13 protein-coding genes and 1 pseudogene are annotated in these 17,022 nt (G+C 62.1%); 8 read left to right on the top strand and 6 right to left on the bottom strand.

Annotated elements, in window-relative coordinates; genetic code table 11:
• The first annotated feature begins 101 nt into the window (after nucleotides 1-101).
• From nhaC to rlmF, 5 genes and pseudogenes are all read left to right on the top strand, one after another.
• The gene (gene nhaC / locus DBR00_RS07825) at nucleotides 102-1,565 is read left to right on the top strand and encodes a Na+/H+ antiporter NhaC (RefSeq protein ID WP_108486583.1); all 1,464 of its coding nucleotides are present in this window, start codon (nucleotides 102-104) and stop codon (nucleotides 1,563-1,565) included.
• Between the two features lie 212 nt (nucleotides 1,566-1,777).
• Nucleotides 1,778-2,607 (top strand): annotated as a pseudogene (locus DBR00_RS07820) (hypothetical protein).
• A 55-nt stretch (nucleotides 2,608-2,662) separates the two neighbouring features.
• Nucleotides 2,663-2,959 (top strand): helix-turn-helix domain-containing protein, encoded by a 297-nt coding sequence (locus DBR00_RS07815; RefSeq protein ID WP_108486584.1) that lies wholly within the window; start codon nucleotides 2,663-2,665, stop codon nucleotides 2,957-2,959.
• A gap of 15 nt (nucleotides 2,960-2,974) precedes the next feature.
• A complete protein-coding gene (locus DBR00_RS07810) occupies nucleotides 2,975-3,538 on the top strand; it encodes a VTT domain-containing protein (protein WP_108486585.1) in 564 nt (187 codons plus the stop codon).
• 88 nt (nucleotides 3,539-3,626) lie between these two features.
• The gene (rlmF, locus tag DBR00_RS07805; protein ID WP_108486586.1) at nucleotides 3,627-4,655 is read left to right on the top strand and encodes a 23S rRNA (adenine(1618)-N(6))-methyltransferase RlmF; all 1,029 of its coding nucleotides are present in this window, start codon (nucleotides 3,627-3,629) and stop codon (nucleotides 4,653-4,655) included.
• Between the two features lie 9 nt (nucleotides 4,656-4,664).
• Here rlmF and DBR00_RS07800 read toward each other — a convergent pair whose 3' ends face one another.
• Nucleotides 4,665-5,903: an SLC13 family permease gene (locus DBR00_RS07800; RefSeq protein WP_108486587.1), complete on the bottom strand. Its 1,239-nt coding sequence runs from the start codon at nucleotides 5,901-5,903 to the stop codon at nucleotides 4,665-4,667.
• 311 nt (nucleotides 5,904-6,214) lie between these two features.
• On the opposite strand from DBR00_RS07800, the gene DBR00_RS07795 reads away from it, so the two are divergent.
• The gene (locus tag DBR00_RS07795; protein ID WP_108486588.1) at nucleotides 6,215-7,009 is read left to right on the top strand and encodes an ABC transporter substrate-binding protein; all 795 of its coding nucleotides are present in this window, start codon (nucleotides 6,215-6,217) and stop codon (nucleotides 7,007-7,009) included.
• Between the two features lie 121 nt (nucleotides 7,010-7,130).
• A complete protein-coding gene (locus DBR00_RS07790; protein ID WP_158271554.1) occupies nucleotides 7,131-8,273 on the top strand; it encodes an ABC transporter substrate-binding protein in 1,143 nt (380 codons plus the stop codon).
• On the opposite strand, the gene DBR00_RS07785 is transcribed toward DBR00_RS07790, so the two are convergent.
• The 5 genes from DBR00_RS07785 to DBR00_RS07765 form a co-directional block, all read right to left on the bottom strand.
• Nucleotides 8,270-9,589 carry an AarF/ABC1/UbiB kinase family protein gene (locus DBR00_RS07785; RefSeq protein ID WP_256582950.1) on the bottom strand — a complete coding sequence of 440 codons (1,320 nt, stop codon included), beginning with the start codon at nucleotides 9,587-9,589 and terminating at the stop codon, nucleotides 8,270-8,272. The genes DBR00_RS07790 and DBR00_RS07785 overlap by 4 nt on opposite strands.
• A 42-nt stretch (nucleotides 9,590-9,631) precedes the next feature.
• The gene (locus tag DBR00_RS07780) at nucleotides 9,632-10,423 is read right to left on the bottom strand and encodes an ABC transporter substrate-binding protein (protein WP_177479931.1); all 792 of its coding nucleotides are present in this window, start codon (nucleotides 10,421-10,423) and stop codon (nucleotides 9,632-9,634) included.
• A gap of 111 nt (nucleotides 10,424-10,534) precedes the next feature.
• Nucleotides 10,535-13,969 carry an SbcC/MukB-like Walker B domain-containing protein gene (locus DBR00_RS07775; protein WP_108486590.1) on the bottom strand — a complete coding sequence of 1,145 codons (3,435 nt, stop codon included), beginning with the start codon at nucleotides 13,967-13,969 and terminating at the stop codon, nucleotides 10,535-10,537.
• Entirely contained in the window at nucleotides 13,966-15,186 is a 1,221-nt protein-coding gene (gene sbcD, locus DBR00_RS07770; RefSeq protein ID WP_177479958.1) for an exonuclease subunit SbcD, read from the bottom strand. Before sbcD ends, DBR00_RS07775 begins: the two co-directional genes overlap by 4 nt.
• Before the next feature lie 2 nt (nucleotides 15,187-15,188).
• Nucleotides 15,189-15,608: an Lrp/AsnC family transcriptional regulator gene (locus DBR00_RS07765; RefSeq protein ID WP_108486592.1), complete on the bottom strand. Its 420-nt coding sequence runs from the start codon at nucleotides 15,606-15,608 to the stop codon at nucleotides 15,189-15,191.
• 128 nt (nucleotides 15,609-15,736) lie between these two features.
• Here DBR00_RS07765 and yjeH point away from each other — a divergent pair, with 128 nt between their 5' ends.
• Nucleotides 15,737-17,005, top strand: coding sequence for an L-methionine/branched-chain amino acid transporter (yjeH, locus tag DBR00_RS07760; protein WP_108486593.1), 1,269 nt, complete (start codon nucleotides 15,737-15,739; stop codon nucleotides 17,003-17,005).
• Nucleotides 17,006-17,022 lie beyond the last annotated feature (17 nt).

The following is a 17,022-nucleotide window of genomic DNA, read 5'->3' as shown; positions in this document are numbered from 1 at the left end:
CAAAGTCTCGGCTACGACTGCATGGATGCAGGAGGTAGAGCGAAGCAGGATGCCAGAGCCGAAAGCCCCTCCCACGGTTCACCTGATCGACCGGTACACCCATGACTGATACACGCTCCCCTTCCCTGCTCGACGCCCTGCTGCCGATTGGCGTGCTGGTGCTGCTGTTAGGCCTTTCCGTTTACCTGTACGGCGACAGTTCCTCCAGCGGGCCGAACCAGATCGCGCTGATGAGCGCCGCCTTTGTCGCCGGATTGGTAGGCCTGAAGAACGGCCTGCAATGGGCACAGATTGAGGAAGGCATCCTCGCCGGCATCCATATGGCGATGAAGGCCAACCTGATTCTGCTGGCAGTCGGTGCGCTGATCGGCACCTGGATTCTCGCCGGCACCGTGCCGACCATGATCTGGCTCGGCCTCAAGCTGATTTCCGCAGAGTACTTTTACGTCACCAGCTGCCTGATCTGCGCCCTCACCGCGCTGTCCATCGGCAGTTCCTGGACCGTCGCCGGCACCCTGGGCATCGGCCTGATGGGCGTAGCCGCCGGCTTGGGCCTGGACCCGGCGATTACCGCCGGGGCGATCATTTCTGGCGCCTACTTTGGCGACAAACTCTCGCCGCTCTCCGACACCACCAACCTCGCACCGGCGGCGGCCGGAGCCGAGCTGTTTGCGCATATCCGCCTGATGCTGCGCACCACGGTGCCGGCCCTGCTGATCGCCCTGGTGCTGTTCTTTATCCTCGGTCAGCAGGCTGACGGTAGCCATGACACCGCGCGCATCGCCGAAGTGCTGCGGGCGCTGGAAAGCCAGTTCAGCCTGGGCTGGCATCTGCTGCTGCCGGTAGCCCTGCTGCTGTTTCTCGCGGTGCGCCAGTGGGCGGCCTTTCCGGCGGTGTTTGTCGCCGCGCTGCTGGGCGGGGTGTTTGCGGTGGTGTTCCAGCCGGAAGTGATGACGCGCCTGGCCGATCCAGCCGCCGGCAGCCTGGCGCCGCTGAAAACCGTGTGGACGGCGCTGTTCGCCGGTTATGAATCCAGCAGCGGTAACCCGGCGCTGGACGGCCTGTTGTCCAAGGGCGGTATGGCAAGCATGCTCACCACGGTGTGGCTGATCATCTGCGCCATGTGTTTTGGCGGCGTACTGGAAAAACTCGGCCTACTCCAGCGCCTGCTGCAAAGCACCCTGCACCTGGCGAAAAGCACCAGCAGCCTGATCGCCAGCACCATTGCCACCACCATTGGCACCAATATCATCACCGCCGACCAGTACATCGCCCTGGTACTGCCGGGCCGTATGTACCGCGCCGAGTATGAAAAACGCGGGCTGGCGCCGGTCAACCTGTCGCGCGCCCTGGAAGACGGCGGCACCCTGACCTCGGTGCTGGTGCCGTGGAACACCTGCGGCGCCTACATGGCCGCGACCCTCGGCGTGGCGACCCTGAGTTACCTGCCGTACTGCTTCTTCAACCTGCTGATGCCGCTGCTGGCAATCACACTGGCCTTTGTCTTCCCGCCGCAGGCCATCATGCCCGTTCAAGCCGAACGCGACGACCTGTCGCAAGCCTGAAGCCAGGCTAGCCCGAACCGCGCATCGCCGCGCGGTTCGGGCAGCGCAGGGCCAACCCATCAGTCAGAAAACACCCGCTTAGGCCTCAGTGGGGCTCGCAGCACGATATTTACCCTCCCAATTTCTGAGCATTTCAGGCATCTTCGTCCACGCATCAAAAGCGCGCGGCACCTCTAATCCAATAAAAAAGCCCTGCAAATGGAATTCTGAGCATGTATGCGTTGATGGCTTTGATCTTCGTTCTCGGTTACCTGTGCATCGCCCTCGAATACCCGCTGAAAATCGATAAAGCCGCCTCAGCGATTCTGACAGCAGTCATCTGCTGGACCCTGTTGGTATTGAGTGCAGACAGCATTCTGCCGCTGATTGGTGCCGCTACCCCTGGCGCCACAGGCAATGACCCTCACGTGACTGAAGAACTGCGCCATCACCTGGGCGAGATCTCCGAGATGCTGTTCTTCCTCATGGGCGCCATGACCATCATCGAGCTGATCGATGCCCATGAAGGTTTCAAGGTCATCACTGACCGCATACGCACCAACAAACGCATCACGCTGCTCTGGGTGGTTGGCGTTCTGCGGCGCATCGACACCACCAGCGTGCGGTTCTTCCTTGGCATCCTGCTGGCGGTCTCCAGCCTGGCCACCGCTGGTCACCTGACCCTGGTGGCGACCCTGCTGCGCGAAAGCCTGAGCAATGTCTATGCGATCAACATTGCGCTCTCCGCCGTGGTCGACAACCTACCGCTGGTGGCCGGTGCGATGAAGATGTATCCCCTGGTCACCCCGGACGTGCTTGCCCTGGCCGGTGCCGACACTGCCTGGCTGAGCAATTTCCAGATCAACGGTACCTTCTGGGAAATGCTCGCCTACTGCGCCGACACCGGCGGCAGCGGCCTGATCATCGGTTCGGTGGCCGGTGTGGCGGCCATGGGCATGGAGAAGATCAACGGTATCTGGTACCTGAAGAAGATCAGCCTGCTGGCCTTCCTTGGTTTATCTCCGGTGCGGCAACCTATATCGCGATTGCCACACTGAACTGACCCTCAATCAGGCCGTGCGCCAGTGGCGCACGGCATCAAGCCAGGAACAGAGCCAATGGACATCAGTAAAACCCGCACCAGCTTCTACCGCCGCCTGTATGTGGCCTGGCTGATCGACAGCGGCGCTGCCACCAGCGTCCCGGCACTGATGGCCGCCACCGGCATGCCACGACGCACTGCCCAGGACACCCTGGCCGCCCTGGCCGAGCTGGATATCGACTGTGCCTTCCAGCAGGAAAGCGGCGAACGCAATAACGCCGGGCACTATGAGATTCGTGACTGGGGGGCGATCAATCCACAGTGGATTGCCACCCACCTGGCGCAGATCAAAGCCGTACTCGGCTACCCCTGAAACCACGAGGCCACCATGCGCAGTTCCTCCCGCCTGCTGCTGGTCATCCTGTTTCTGCTGGGCCTGTTCGTGCTGTTCGAAACCCTGGGCATCCGCGCGCAGTTCAACCTCGACGCCTTGCAGGCGCTGCTCCTGATGCATCCGGTCGTCGGCCTGCTGCTGTTTACCCTGCTATTTGCCCTGGGCAATCTGATCCAGATTCCCGGTTGGGTATTTCTCGCCGCTGCGGTGCTCACCCTGGGACGGGTGTATGGCGGTGTCGTCACCTATATCGCGGCCTGCGTGTCCTGCACCGTCACCTACATCACCATTCGCTATCTGGGCGGAAACGCCCTGCGTGAGTTGAGCAACCCGCTGGCGCAACGTCTGCTAAGCGGCCTTGATCGTCGCCCGCTGACCAGCATCATCAGTCTACGCCTGCTGTTTCAGACCGTGCCGGCGTTGAACTACGCGCTTGCCTTGTCTGACGTGCGCTTTCGCATCTACCTGCTCGGCACCCTGCTCGGCCTGCCGCTGCCCATTGCCCTGTACTGCGTGTTCTTCGACTACCTGGCCATGCTGCTCGATATTGCCCACTAGCGCCGGCATCCAGCGTTACCTACAGTCGGCAAGCAACCTGCGCCCAGCTGTGGGAAAATCCCGCGCCCATGCCTTAGATCCGCCTGCCATGTCCTTACCGCCGAAACGCCCCAGCCGAAAACCTGCCGTACCGCGCACCCCGCCCAGCAAACCTGCGGCCAACCAGGCCGATGCGAGTAAAGGCCAGTTGCACCCACGCAATCGCCATCAGGGCCGTTATGACTTTCCCGCGCTGATCAAGGCCAGCCCCGAACTGGCGGCCTTTGTAATCATCAACCCCTATGGCAAGGAGAGCATCGACTTCGCCAACCCGGCGGCGGTCAAGGTGTTCAACCGGGCGCTGCTCAAGCAGTTCTATGGCATCTCGCATTGGGATATTCCGGCGGATTACCTGTGCCCGCCGATCCCCGGCCGCGCCGATTATCTGCATTACCTGGCCGACCTGCTGGCCGCCAGCAATGGCGGCGAGATCCCACGCGGAACCAAAGTGCGTGCGCTGGATATTGGCGTAGGGGCCAACTGCATCTACCCACTGCTGGGCCACCGTGAATATGCCTGGCAGTTTCTCGGCTCGGACATCGCCGCCAGCGCCATTGCCTCGGCCAAGACCATCGTACAGGCCAATCCGGGCTTGAGTGAGGCGATTGAGCTGCGCCAGCAGCCCGACAGCACGCATATTTTCCAGGGGTTGCTACAGAGCGATGAGTGCTTCGACCTGACCCTGTGTAACCCGCCCTTCCACGCCAGCGCGGAAGAAGCCAGCAGCGGCAGCAAGCGCAAATGGCGCAACCTCGGCAAGCTCGACCCCAAACGCAAACTGCCGGTGCTGAACTTTGGCGGCCAGGCGGCGGAGTTGTGGTGCAAGGGGGGGGAAGCAGCGTTTGTCAGCCAGTTGATCAAGGAAAGCGCCGAGATCGGCCAACAGGTGCTGTGGTTCAGCAGCCTGATTTCCAAGGCTGGCAACCTGCCGGGCGTGTACAGCGCGCTGAGGAAGGCCGGCGCGCGTCAAGTGCAGACTGTGGAGATGGCTCAAGGGCAGAAGCAGAGCCGCTTTGTCGCCTGGACCTTCCACACGGCGGAACAGCAACAGCGCTGGCGGCAGAACCGCTGGCAATAACGGCGGAGCTTACCAGGGCAGCCAGCCGCCCAGGACCAGCCACACGCCAGCCAGGCCCATGCTGAGCAGGGTCACCGGCACGCCGCTGCGGGCAAAGTCGACAAAACTCAGCGGTACGCCCTGACGCCGCGCACTTTCGGCGACAATCAGATTCACCACGCTGCCGATCAGTAGCAAGTTGCCGGCCAGCGTCGACAAGATCCCCAGGCCCACCAGCAAGGCCTCGCTGGCCTCCGGCAACACGCCCAGCAGCAACATCACATAGGGCACATTGCCAATCAGGTTACTGCCCAACAGCGACAGGCTCGCCAGGGTGATCACCCCGTGCGGTAACAGGCCCAACTCGGCCAGAGTGCCCGCCAGACCCGCGACCTGCGGCAGGCTCATCGCCGCGCCCGTTACCACGAACAACCCGGCAAACAGCAGCAACAGGTTCCAGTCGACCTTCTGCACATAGTCGCGGCTGTCCACCCGCCGCGAGATCATCACCAACACCGCGATCAACAGGGCGGAAATCTCCCGCGGCATGCTGGTGGAAAACAGCCCGAGCAGCACCAGGCTGGCCAGCAGCGGTTTCAGGTAACTGCGCGCGCCATAGATGTGCTGCACCGGCGTTTCAATCTGCGCCGCTGGCTTGGCAGTCCCCCAGTGCTTGCGCCACTGCAGCCAGATCACCGCGTAGGTAATGGCCAAGGCCGCCAGTGCCGGCGGGCCGGCAATCCAGGTGTAGGACCAGAAATCCAAGCCGCCGGCCTGGCCGATCAGGATGTTCTGCGGATTACCGATCAGGCTGGCGCTGGACCCGGCATTGCACGACAGCGCCAACGCCAGGAGAAACGGCCGAGGGTCGAGGCCACGGGCCAGCAGGCTATGGCACAGCAGTGGGGTCAGGGCAAAGGCAACGATGTCATTGACCAGCAGCGCCGACAGCACGCCGCCCAACAGAACCACGCCCAGCAGCAGCAGCGCCGGCTGCTCGGCATAGTGGCTGAGTTGCTGGTTAAGCCAGGCGTAAACGCCGGAGAAATCGAACTGCGCACTGATCAGCATCAGCGCCAGCAGCAGCAACAGCGCACCGGCATCCAGATGGCTGGCCGCCTCGGCTGGAGATTGCGCACCGCTGACCAGCAGCAACACCGCCGCACAGCCAGCAATCCAGCTGCGATCAACGCGCAAGCCACGGATGCCCCCTGCGGCCATGCCCAGGTAGGTCAGTACAAACAGAATTGAAACGACCCAAACGGTCATGCGTCAGCTATCCCCTCATACCCGCGCGATTGCGCTGCGGCACTCTAAAGGGGTGGACGCTGACGGGGAACTGTCTGCCAAGAAAAAAGCACGCCAAGCGCAGGGATACGCAGCACAGCAACTATCCTTATGCAGAAACATGGCGATTGGAAAAATCCTCAGCAGTCTTCGCACACAAGGTGACGTTTTAGTTAAATATGCAGCCATTTTCTCACGGCGCACGGTGAAAACCGGTCACGGCAAGGGCTGCCAGTCAGTCCAGCACAGTGGTATTACTGTCCTCTACACGCGCAGGCAGCAGAGAGGTTTGAATGAAGTGCAAGGCCCTGTTCGTTGCAGTGTGTCTGTTACTGAGCCTGTCCGTGCAGGCCAATCAACAGCCAGAACTGAAGATCAGCGTCGGCGACTGGCCGCCCTACCTGTCCAGTACTCTCAAACACAATGGCGTCGTGGCGCACCTGATCAGCGACCTCATGGCGGACGAGGGTTATCGCGTCACCTTTGAGTTCCTGCCTTGGCCGCGGGCCTATGCGGCGGCGGCCGCAGGACGTTTCGATGGAACCGCCGTATGGATGCATAAAGCCGAGCGCGAGGAAGACTTTCTGTTCAGCGCGCCACTGCTTGATGAACAATTCGTGTTCTTTCACCTGAAAAGCCTGCCCTTCGACTGGCAGACCTTTGACGACCTCACCGGCATGACCCTCGGTGGTGGTCTGGAATACAGCTATGGCCCGCAATTCGATGCCTTTCTCGCCGAGAACAAGGTGAAGATCGAGCGCGTTTCCAGCGACCAGCAAAACTTCGAGAAGCTGCTCAAAGAGCGAGTCGTGCTCTACCCACAGGAAATGAACGTCGGCTACGCCGCCCTGCGCAGCCACTTCAGCGCGGAAGACCAGGCCAAGATCACCCATCACCCCAAACCACTGCTGGTCAATCTCAGCCACCTGATGCTGCCGAAAAGCCTGGAAGGCAGCCCCGCGCTGCTCGAACGCTTCAATAAACGCCTGCAGCTCTACCGTGACAGCGGTCGTTATCAGCGTTATTTCGATGATCTACAGCAAGGCAAGTACCAACTGGTGCCGTCAGCATCACCGGCAAGCGAGTAAAGCCCGGTCTTTTATGCACAACTGGCTAGAGTGTTTTAGAGGATCACATGCATACCCCGAATAAGAAGAAATGGACGAGTAGGCCCTGCAGTAGCCTGCGATCATGCCAAGGAGCCGATCAATGACCTTTCGACAGCGGCTGTACGGCCTGATCACCAGTTGCCTGCTGCTGCCGGGTTTTGCCAGCGCAACGGAGCCTGGCCTGGGCACGGATGAAGTGCGTATCGGCATGGTCAACGCCCAAAGCGGCCCGGCGGCGGCCCTGGGTTTGGGCATGCTTAACGGTGCCCAGGCCTACTTCAAGCGCGTCAACGCCGAAGGTGGGGTGCATGGCCGGCGTATCAACCTGCTCAGCCGGGACGATGGCTACGAGCCCAGCCAGACCGCCGCACACACCCGCAACCTGCTGCAAACCCAACAGGTGTTCGCCCTGCTCGGTTACGTCGGCACGCCCACCTCGCGTGCCGCTGTGCCATTGGCGGTGCGGGCGCAGGTGCCTTACCTGTTCCCCTTTACCGGCGCCGAGTTTCTGCGCACACCGGTAAGACCTGAGGTATTCAATATTCGCGCGTCCTATATCGAGGAAACCGAGCAACTGGTCGAGCGCATGACCAAGGACCTCAAGCTGAGCAAGATCGCCCTCCTGATGCAGGACGACTCCTTTGGCGAATCGGTCAAGGGCGGCCTCAATGGCGCTCTGCTCAAGCGCAAGCTGACGATTTATGCGCAGGCGCGCATTCAGCGCAATTCGCTGGACGTAAAAGCGGCCATCAAGGCACTGCAGAGCATCCAACCGGAAGCGGTGTTCTTTGTCGGCACCTACAGGCAACTGGCGGCAGCGATCAAGCAGGCGAAAGCGCTGGGCTTCAATACGCGCTTTATCAGCGTGTCATTTCTCGGCACCGAAGGTTTTATCCGTGAGGCCGGCGGCGACGGTGACGGGGTGTATATCTCCCAGGTGGTGCCTTCTCCAGACGACAGCTCATTGGCACTGGTGCGGGCTTATCAGGCCGATATGCAACACGGCGACTTTGACCATACCTCGCTGGAGGGCTATATCGGCGCGGCTGTGTTTACTCAGGCGCTGCGCAAGGCCGGCGCTGAACCGACACGGGAGGCGTTTATTGACGCGCTGGAGCACCTCGAAACGGACCTGGGCGGTTTCAAGGTGGCGTTCTCACGCAGCCAGCATCAGGGCTCCAGCGCGGTATTCCTGACCCGTATCGAAAATGGCCAAGCCGTACCCGTTAAGACCATGCGCTAACGCCCGGCCAGCTGCACCTGCAACAGATCGGCCACCGGCAGCGCCACACCGAGGCGGCTGAGGTTCCAGTAATGCCCTTCCAGCGTGCGGTTGACCAGCAAGGTGGCCGGTGCCGGTTGCAGGCTACCCAAGGCCCCCATCACATCGGGCAACAGCCGTTGCACCTGCTCATGCAGCGGCGTGGCGGCAAAATCCCAATTCACCCCAGGCTGCAGCAGTGGCCCGAGCAAACCATGCAGCTGACGGTACAAACCATAGGGCGTGGTGGACTTCGGCTGGCGTGTACCGAGCGCCTGGAAGGCCTTTTCCAGCTGCTCGCCGTCGCGGGCCTGCAGCGCCTTGTAGGCTTGTACATAGGCCGCCAGCAACGGCGCGGACAGCACCTGCACGCAACCGAAGTCATACACCACCAGCTCACCGGCTGCGGTGTAGGCGAAATTGCCCGGATGCGGATCGGCATGCAGCAACCTCAGCTCGAAGGCCTGGGCACTCAGCCAGCGCACCAGGGTAAGGGCCAGGCGCTCACGCACGTCGACACTGGCCTGGCTGACCTCGGCAAACGGCAAGCCGGCTTCCTCGCTGAGTGCCAGCACGCCGGGGCGGCAAAGGTCTTCCTGCGGCTGCGGCAGGCGCAAGCCCGGCCAATCGGCGAAATGCGCACGAAAGTCCTGCAGGCGGCGCATCTCGGCCGGGTAATCCAGCTCGGCCTCGATCACCGCCGCCAGCTCCCGATACAGGCCCTCCAGCTGCTCAGCCGGCGCGCGGAACAAGCGCCCCAGCGGCAGTAAACGGCGTAGCTGACGCAGATCAGCCTGACAGATGTCGGCGATGCCCGGGTATTGCACCTTGAGCACCAGCGCCCGGCCATCCGCCGCTATAGCGCGATGCACCTGACCAAGTGACGCAGCGGCAAAGGGTTGTTCATCGATCTGCTGAAAGAACTGCCCGAGGTCCGCGCCATACACCTGCTGCAGATGCCCACGCAACGCGCTGAAGGGCAAGGCTGGTACGCGGTTCTGCAGCGAGGCCAACGCCAGTGCCACCGGTTCAGGCAACACGCCCTGCCACTGCGAAGCCATTTGCCCCAGTTTGAGCACCGGACCTTTCATCTCGCCCAGCACATCGGTGAGCAGATCGCCCACCGGCTGCCAATCAATCGCGCTGCGGCCAGGCCGCAAACGCTGCCCCAGCACGCTGCCGCCGATGCGCGTGGCTGTACCCGCCAACGTGAGAAAGCGCCCAAGCGCAGAGGCAGACGGTGGAGCGGCGGGAGGCTTGACCATGCGGCAATACTCATCGAGGCGAAGCACGATCATGCGCCTGCGCCGACGCGGGGTCGACACAGAGCATTAACCGGCTCAGGGTTGCGAACGAGCCAGAGAGTCCCACACCTGCTGCTGATAGGTCACCGACTCGCGCTGACGCTCGATTTCATCCCAGATGCGCGCAGCCTGCTCCGGGTTGGCTGCCACATAGACGTTGGACAGCATCAGGTAGTAGGCCTTGTCCTGCAGCGGTAACTCGATTTTCTCCAGCTGTGCGGCCAGGTCCGGATTGGTCTGCAGCACGAAATCACCGCGCTGGCTCTGCAGCGCCGCGGCTTCGATACGTTTGTGGCTGAGCATGCGCAGCAGTGCCAACGGATCGCGGTTGGTCTCATCCACCTCGACACCCTGGGCGCGGATGAAATCGACAATTGAAAACCCGCTCAGCGAACCGATGCGCCCATGCAGTTGACGGAATTCCTGACCATTCCAGCTGACCGTACTGCCCTTGCGCCGGTAAAGGGAATAGATCGAGGTGTGCAGGCGCTTGCGTTCATCCAGGCGGCCGTCAGTATCAAGCGGGTAACGCCCCAAGCCCAGGCGTTCGGCCTTGAAACTGGCCGCGAAGGCGCCGTCATAGCTGCCTTGGGCCAGGCCGGCCAGGCAGCGCTTCCAGGGGACGGCGACGAAGGTGAACTGTCCGTGCAGAGCCTGCTCAACCAGGCGCAGCAACTGCAGATTGAGCCCGCTGCCGTCCTCCATGACCCAGGGGTAGGAATCCTGATCTTCGTAACACAGGGTCAACACCGGACCTTCGCGGGGGGCCGCCAAGGCATTGAGCGCCAGACAACAGCAGCACAGCAGGCCGCACAACGCCTTGATCAAATGTAATGTTCCACGACTCACCCAGCGACAGCTCCATAACTGGCAACGGCGCCAACAGCGCACACTGCCATCCAGTATAGGTAAGCATTGCGCCGCTGGCCCTGGCGCAGATCAATCACCCTCGCGGTTGACGGCAAAACGCCGGTCCAGCGTGCTGTAACCCATGCCCACTGACTTGTGCACTTTCAGCTGCACCGGAATGCGCTCTTTGAGTGCGGCCACATGGCTGATCACGCCAATCATCTTGCCGCTGGCGTTGAGGTTATCCAGCGCATCGAGGGCAATCTCCAGGGTTTCGCCGTCGAGGGTGCCGAAGCCTTCGTCGAGGAACAACGAGTCGATGCTGGTTTTGTGGCTGACTAAGTCAGAGAGCGCCAAGGCCAGCGCCAGGCTGACCAGAAAACTCTCGCCGCCGGACAAGGTTTTGGTGTCGCGCGCCGCATCGGCCTGCCAGGTGTCGAGCACTTCCAGTTCCAGCTCACCACGGCTACGCCGCGCCAATTGGTAACGACCGTGCAGGCGTTGCAGCTGTTGGTTGGCCAGGTAGACCAGATGATCCAGGGTCAGACCCTGAGCGAACTTGCGGTATTTGGCACCGTCGGACGAGCCAATCAGGCTGTTGAGCTGCTGCCACAGGTCGTATTCACCCTGCTGGGTGCTGATCGCAGCAAACAGGCTTTGCTGACCCTGCCGGCGATCATCATCGCCCTGCAACTGCGCGCGGATTTCGCCCTGGCGTTCACTTAGGGATTTGCGCTGGACGCTCAGGGCAAGCAGCTGTTTGTCCAGTTGCACAAGATCGAGTGAGGTTGCCGGGTTGGCCTGCAGGGCGGCCAGCTGCTGTGCGGCTGCACGGGCCAGGGCCTGGGCATCGCTTAGAGCTTTATCCAGGCGCTGACGCAATTGCTGTAACGCGGCGCGCTGTGTCTCATCCAGCAGGGCGGCCAGATAATCGGCTTCAACATTAAAGGGGCTGACGGTCAGAGCGGCCGTCCACTGCTGTTCGGCCTGTTGCAGGCGCGCTTGTTCATCCTGCAGACGGCTGGCCAGGGCCTGACAGCTACCGGCCAGTTGCTGCTGACGGCGCTGCGCCTCGTCCAGTTGAGCCTGCGCCTGCTGCAAGGCCGCCTGCGCATCGGCAGGCTTGGCCAAGGTCGGCTGATCGGCCAGGCCCAGCGCAGTCCAGCGTTGTTGCCAAAGCTGAGACTGCTGCACTGCAGCCTGCAGGCCATGATCCAGCTCACTGAGCTGGCGGTGTAAATCCAGGCTTTGCTGCTGATTGCGCTGCCAACACTGCCACTCTGTTTGGCGCTCGATGAGCCAGGCGCTGGCGTTGTCCGGCAGCTGATAGCCAAACTCGGCAAGGGCCTGACTCAGATCGGCAGTACGTTCAGCAGCAACCTGCAGCAGTTGTTGCAGGCGCTGTTGACCTTGCTCGCGCTGCTCCTGACGCTGCTGCAGGTGCAGTCGATTAAGTGCCTGCTGCTGTTCCAGCTCGCTGCACCGCTGTTGCTGATTTAGCCGCGCTTGCTGGCACTGCTCAAGGGCGGTATTGAGCTGTTGGAGCTGCTCAAGTTGCTGCTGCAGCATGAGCAGCTCATCGCTTTGTTGCACCTGCTGCTTAGCCAGGGCCTCAACATCGGCCAGCGGATGTTCCAGCTGCGCAGTCAGGCTTTGCCAGCGCTCACCCTGCTCGGCCTGGGTCTGCTCACCCCGCGCAAATTGCTGCTGTTGCTGCTCCAGGCGGGCAGCGAGTTTTTCCAGTTCGCCAGCCAGTTGCCGGCCCTGTTCGGTCAGGGCTTCCAGTTCGTTGCGCTTACTGTTCAACAGCGCCTTGGTCGCCGACACATCCAGAGCTTGGTAGGCGCTAATCGCCGGATGCGCCTCGGAGCCGCACAGCGGGCAGGCTTCGCCGGGTTGCAGTTGGGCGCGATGGGCTTCCAGGGCCTGGATGCGTTGCTCCTGCTCCAGCAGTTTTTCCTGGGCCTGTACCTGTTGTTGCAGGTCCTTGTAGCGCAGGCGCAACTGCGCCACTTCGGCGTTCTTGGCCTGATGCTGCTCGCGCAATAGCGTCAGGGCGTTGGTCAACTGCGTTTGTTCGATTGCCAGGCGCTGTTGCGCGTCGGCTAATTCGCCCAGCTGACTCAGCACACCGCCCTGGATATGCAGCTGCTGCCAACGCTCGCGCCAGGCTGCCTCACTGCGTCCGGCCAGCAGCGTCTGCTGTTGTTGCTGCGCGGCGCGTTCCTGCTCGCGGGCCTGCTGCAGGCGATGCTGTTCGGCGCCAAGTTGTTCAGTTTGCTGGTTCAGTTGCGTCTGCGACGCGGTGATCGTTTCTTGCAGCTGCTGTTGACTGAGTTGCAGCTGGGCGATTTCCCCGGTCAGTTGCTGGCGCGCCTTAAGCTGCTCGCCCCAGCTACCCAGCTGCTCACCCAGACGACCATGCTGCGGCTGCGCGGCCAGTTGTTGCTCCAACAGTTGCAGGCGCTCGGCCAGCTGCTGGCGTTGTGCCTGGCAATCGGCAAGCAGCAAGGCGCTCAGTTCGCGCGCCTGCCAGCTGTGCTCGGCAACAGTCTGCTCAATCTGGCGCTGTTCGGCGGCATTCTGCTGCAAGCCCTGCTCGGTCTGCGCCAGGCTCTGGCGGGCCTGCTGCCAATCATGGTGCAGCGGCTGCAAGCGCAGCGCAGGCTCGCTGGCGGCCAGTTTAGCCAGCTGCGGCTGGGCCTGTTGTAATGCCTGCTGCGCCGCCTGCTCGGCCTGCTGGCTGGCGTGCAACTGAGCCTGGGTTTTGTTCAACTCCTCACACCAACGGCGTTGGCGCTGCAACTCGGCGTGCTGGGCGCCGAGTGCGGCTTCATCAATAGTCAGTTGCTTGGACTGCGCTTGCAACTCGGCGCGCTGCTCTTCACTTAGCAGTTCGACACCCTCGGCGCGTGCACGCAGCTGGTCGAGGGCGACTTTCACCTCGCGACACTGCTCGAACACCCGCTGGGAGATCTGCCCATAGATATCGGTGCCGGTCAGTTCCTCCAGCAGCTCGGCGCGCTGGTTGGCATTGGCTTCGAGAAAGGCGGCGAAACCACCCTGGGCCAGCAGCATGGATTTGGTAAAGCGCTCGAAATCCAGCCCCGTCAGGCGCTCGGTTTCGCGCAGCTTCTCGTTGATTTTATCGGTGATGATTGACCCATCGGCAGCCGCCAGTTCGACCTTGGGCGCTTGCAGCGCGCCATCGGCCTTATCGCGGGCGCGGCGCTGGCTCCAGAAGGCGCGGTAGGCGACGCCCTTAACCTCAAACTCAACCTCGGCCAAGCAATCGGCGGTGTGCCGACTCATCAGTTCGTTGGCGCTAGCCGACACCGTGCTCATGCGCGGCGTGCGGTGGTAAAGCGCCAGGCAGATGGCATCCAGCAGCGTGGTTTTACCCGCGCCGGTCGGCCCGGTGATGGCAAACAGACCGTTGTCCTTGAAGGGTTCGGCGGTGAAGTCGATCTTCCACTCGCCCTTGAGCGAATTGAGGTTTTTCAGGCGCAGGCTGAGAATCTTCATGCGTCACCCTCGCGCAGTTCGCTGACCACCTGCTGATACAGCCCCAGCAAGCGTGCCTGCTCGGCCTCGTCCAGCGCTTCGCTGCTTAAACGTTGGGCGAACACCTCTTCGACACTCAGCTCATCCAGGGTTTCCTTGGCCTGGCCCTGCAGGCTGCTGCTGGCATTGCCACGCTCGCGACGAATGCGCAGCACCTCCACCGGCAGCCCCTCGCACAGCGCGGCGATGCGCAGTTGCAAGTCACTCAGGTAATCGTCGGTGCCAACCAGCACTTCCAGCCACACCGGCTGTTCGACATTGCCTTGCTTCGCCGCTTGTTTGATCTGCACGTCCAGCTCTTTTAGCGAGCCGCGTAAGGACAGCAGCGGCTGAAAACGCGGCACCGGCAGCGCGCTGATCTGGCGCAAGCCGCTACTATCGAGGTCCACCAGCAGCACTTCCTTCTGCTGTTTGGCTTCATCGAAGCTCAGGGGAATGGGCGAACCGCAGTAGCGGATATGCTCCAGTCCGCCGACCTTCTGCGGCCGATGGATATGCCCCAGGGCGATGTAGGCCGCAGGCGGAAAGGCGCTGGTGGGGAAGGCCTCCAGGCTGCCGACATAAATCTCACGCACCGAATCACTGGCGCTGGCACCGACCGTGGTCAGATGCCCAGTGGCGATAATCGGCAGCTCGCCGCCCAGCTCAACGCGCTTGGCTTCGGCCAGGACATAGAGGTCCTGATAGTGCTGCTGGATCGCCTGCTGCAGCGACAGTTGCTTGTCCTGCGCGCTCTGCCCAGCCTGGCTGAGCAGCACATCGCGCGGGCGGATAAACGGGATGCCGCAGAGAATCGCACCCGGCGAGCCGTCACGCTGTTGCAGCACCAGCAGCTGCTCATCCAGCTGCTCACAAACACCCGGAATCACCCGCGTACCGAGCTGCGCCAACAGGGTTTTGCTCTCAGCGAGCATGGCCACCGAATCATGGTTGCCGCCCAGCACCACCAACGCACAGCCGGTGGCGCGTAGCTCGACGATAAAGCGGTTGTACTGCTCACGGGCATAGCTGGGCGGTGCGCCGGTGTCGAAGATATCGCCGGCAATCAGCAGCGCATCCACCGCCTGCGCGCGCACCTGCTCGATCAGCCAGGCACAGAACGCCTGATGCTCAGCCTGACGCGTCTTGCCCATAAAGTGCTGGCCGAGGTGCCAGTCGGAGGTGTGCAGGATGCGCATGCTCAAAACAGCCAATCCTTGACCACCATGTGGGTCTTCACTTTCTGCATGCCGGGGAAGTTTTCGATCTCGCCGCGCACCTCGCTCAGACGCTGCATGGAGGGCGCTTCGATGACCACCAGCATGTCCGTTTCGCCACTGATACCGCTGCAGCGGCGCACCTCCGGGTACACGCGCATGCGCTCGACGTAGTGCTCGCAGCGGCCGCCTTGGTAGAACAACTCCAGATAAGCGGTGATCGCGCCTGCACCGGGCAGCGCCACCTGCGCCTGATAGCCACGGATCACACCCGCCTGTTCCAGTTGGCGAATGCGCTCACTGACGGCCGAGCGCGACAAATTGACCTCACGGGCGATCTGGCTGACGGGTAAGCGCGCATCGGCGCGCAACAGGGCGAGTATCTGCTGATCGAACTTGTCCACGCGGGGCTCTCGAAAAAGGCAATTTGACGGCCAAATGCGCCAGATCGTCGGTCAAAGCCGACGCTTCGCCAGCAGCCTGTAACAGGCGGGCGATTTAACATGGCGAACGAAACCGCAGAGCATACAACATGAGTCGTCTGAACCCGGAATTGAGCCTGCTGCAAGGGATTGGCCTGCTAAGTACCTCGCTGCTGGGCACGGGCATTTTTGTGATCCCGGCGCTGGCCGCCACTGCTGCCGGCGAGGCGTCGTTATGGGCCTGGATGCTGCTGATCGCTCTGGTGCTGCCAGTGGCGTTTACCTTCGCTCAGCTGGGTCGGCACTTCCCCCATGCCGGCGGCGCGCCGCATTTGATTGGCCGCGCCTTTGGGCCGCGGATGGAGCGTATCAGCGCCCTACTGTTTATTGCGGTGTTGCCGGTGGGTTTGCCGGCAGCGCTGAATATTTCCACCGGCTTTTTCCAGGCCTTGTTTGCCATCGGCCGCAGAGAAGCGCTGCTGATTCAGCTCGCTACGCTGGGGGCGATGTTGCTCCTCGGCCAACGCCCGGCAAAGGCCTCGGGCATGGTGCAGGGGGCGATTGCCTTGGCGATTATTGCCACGGTGGGGTTGATCTGGTGGGCCGGTGATTTGCCCCACGCCAATCAACCTTTGCTGCCGGAACTGAGTGGTTCCTGGCATCTGCTGCCCGTCGCGCTGGGGGTGATGTTCTGGTGTTTTGTCGGCATCGAAGCCTTTACCCATATGGGCGAGGAATTCAAGAACCCTGAACGCGACTTCCCACTGGCGCTGCTGTTGGGTGTGCTGCTGGCAGGCCTGGTGTACTGGGCCTTTTCGGTGGCGGTGTTGAGTTTTCATGCCTACGGCGATGTGCAGACCGATGCTGCGTCACTGCCGCGTATGCTCGACCAACTGTTCGGCGCCAAGGCCCGCTGGCTTAGCGCGCTGATCGGCTACCTGGCCTGCTTTGCTTCGATGAATGTCTATGTGCAGGGCTTTGCGCGGTTGATCTGGAGCCTGGCTGATGAAGGCAAATTGCCGCGCCCGCTGGCCCAGCGTAACCATCACGGTGTGCCGGCTCGCGCCTTGTTGCTGGTGGTGATTATCTGCGCCCTGTGCGCCAGCTTGGCAGCGGTGATGCAACTGTCGGTGGACCAACTCATCCGCTACGCCAATGGCAACTTTGTGCTGATTTATCTGTTCAGCATGGCCGCTGGCTGGGTGCTGTTAAAAGGACTGTGGCGGTGGGTGGCGGCGTTTAGCGCGCTGCTCTGTGCCCTGGTGATGGTCGCCCTGGGCAACGACGCCTGGTACGCCGCGGGCCTGCTGCTGGCCTTGGCGGCGCTGGACTCTATTCGCAGCCGTCGTACGCCGACTTCACCCTCTTCGGCGCATTAACCGCAGGCAAAAAAACT

Source organism: Pseudomonas sp. HMWF032 (assembly GCF_003060885.1).
Classification (GTDB): Bacteria; Pseudomonadota; Gammaproteobacteria; order Pseudomonadales; family Pseudomonadaceae; genus Aquipseudomonas.
This window is presented reverse-complemented; position numbering and strand designations above follow the sequence as displayed.

What these genes read in the sequence shown, in the direction of transcription:
- yjeH (WP_108486593.1), top strand. Translation starts at nt 15,737, where the DNA reads ATGAGTCGTCTGAACCCGGAATTGAGCCTGCTGCAAGGGATTGGCCTG.
- DBR00_RS07790 (WP_158271554.1), top strand. Translation starts at nt 7,131, where the DNA reads ATGACCTTTCGACAGCGGCTGTACGGCCTGATCACCAGTTGCCTGCTG.
- DBR00_RS07815 (WP_108486584.1), top strand. Translation starts at nt 2,663, where the DNA reads ATGGACATCAGTAAAACCCGCACCAGCTTCTACCGCCGCCTGTATGTG.
- sbcD (WP_177479958.1), bottom strand. Translation starts at nt 15,186, where the DNA reads ATGCGCATCCTGCACACCTCCGACTGGCACCTCGGCCAGCACTTTATG.
- nhaC (WP_108486583.1), top strand. Translation starts at nt 102, where the DNA reads ATGACTGATACACGCTCCCCTTCCCTGCTCGACGCCCTGCTGCCGATT.
- DBR00_RS07800 (WP_108486587.1), bottom strand. Translation starts at nt 5,903, where the DNA reads ATGACCGTTTGGGTCGTTTCAATTCTGTTTGTACTGACCTACCTGGGC.
- DBR00_RS07785 (WP_256582950.1), bottom strand. Translation starts at nt 9,589, where the DNA reads ATGATCGTGCTTCGCCTCGATGAGTATTGCCGCATGGTCAAGCCTCCC.
- DBR00_RS07795 (WP_108486588.1), top strand. Translation starts at nt 6,215, where the DNA reads ATGAAGTGCAAGGCCCTGTTCGTTGCAGTGTGTCTGTTACTGAGCCTG.
- DBR00_RS07775 (WP_108486590.1), bottom strand. Translation starts at nt 13,969, where the DNA reads ATGAAGATTCTCAGCCTGCGCCTGAAAAACCTCAATTCGCTCAAGGGC.
- DBR00_RS07810 (WP_108486585.1), top strand. Translation starts at nt 2,975, where the DNA reads ATGCGCAGTTCCTCCCGCCTGCTGCTGGTCATCCTGTTTCTGCTGGGC.
- rlmF (WP_108486586.1), top strand. Translation starts at nt 3,627, where the DNA reads ATGTCCTTACCGCCGAAACGCCCCAGCCGAAAACCTGCCGTACCGCGC.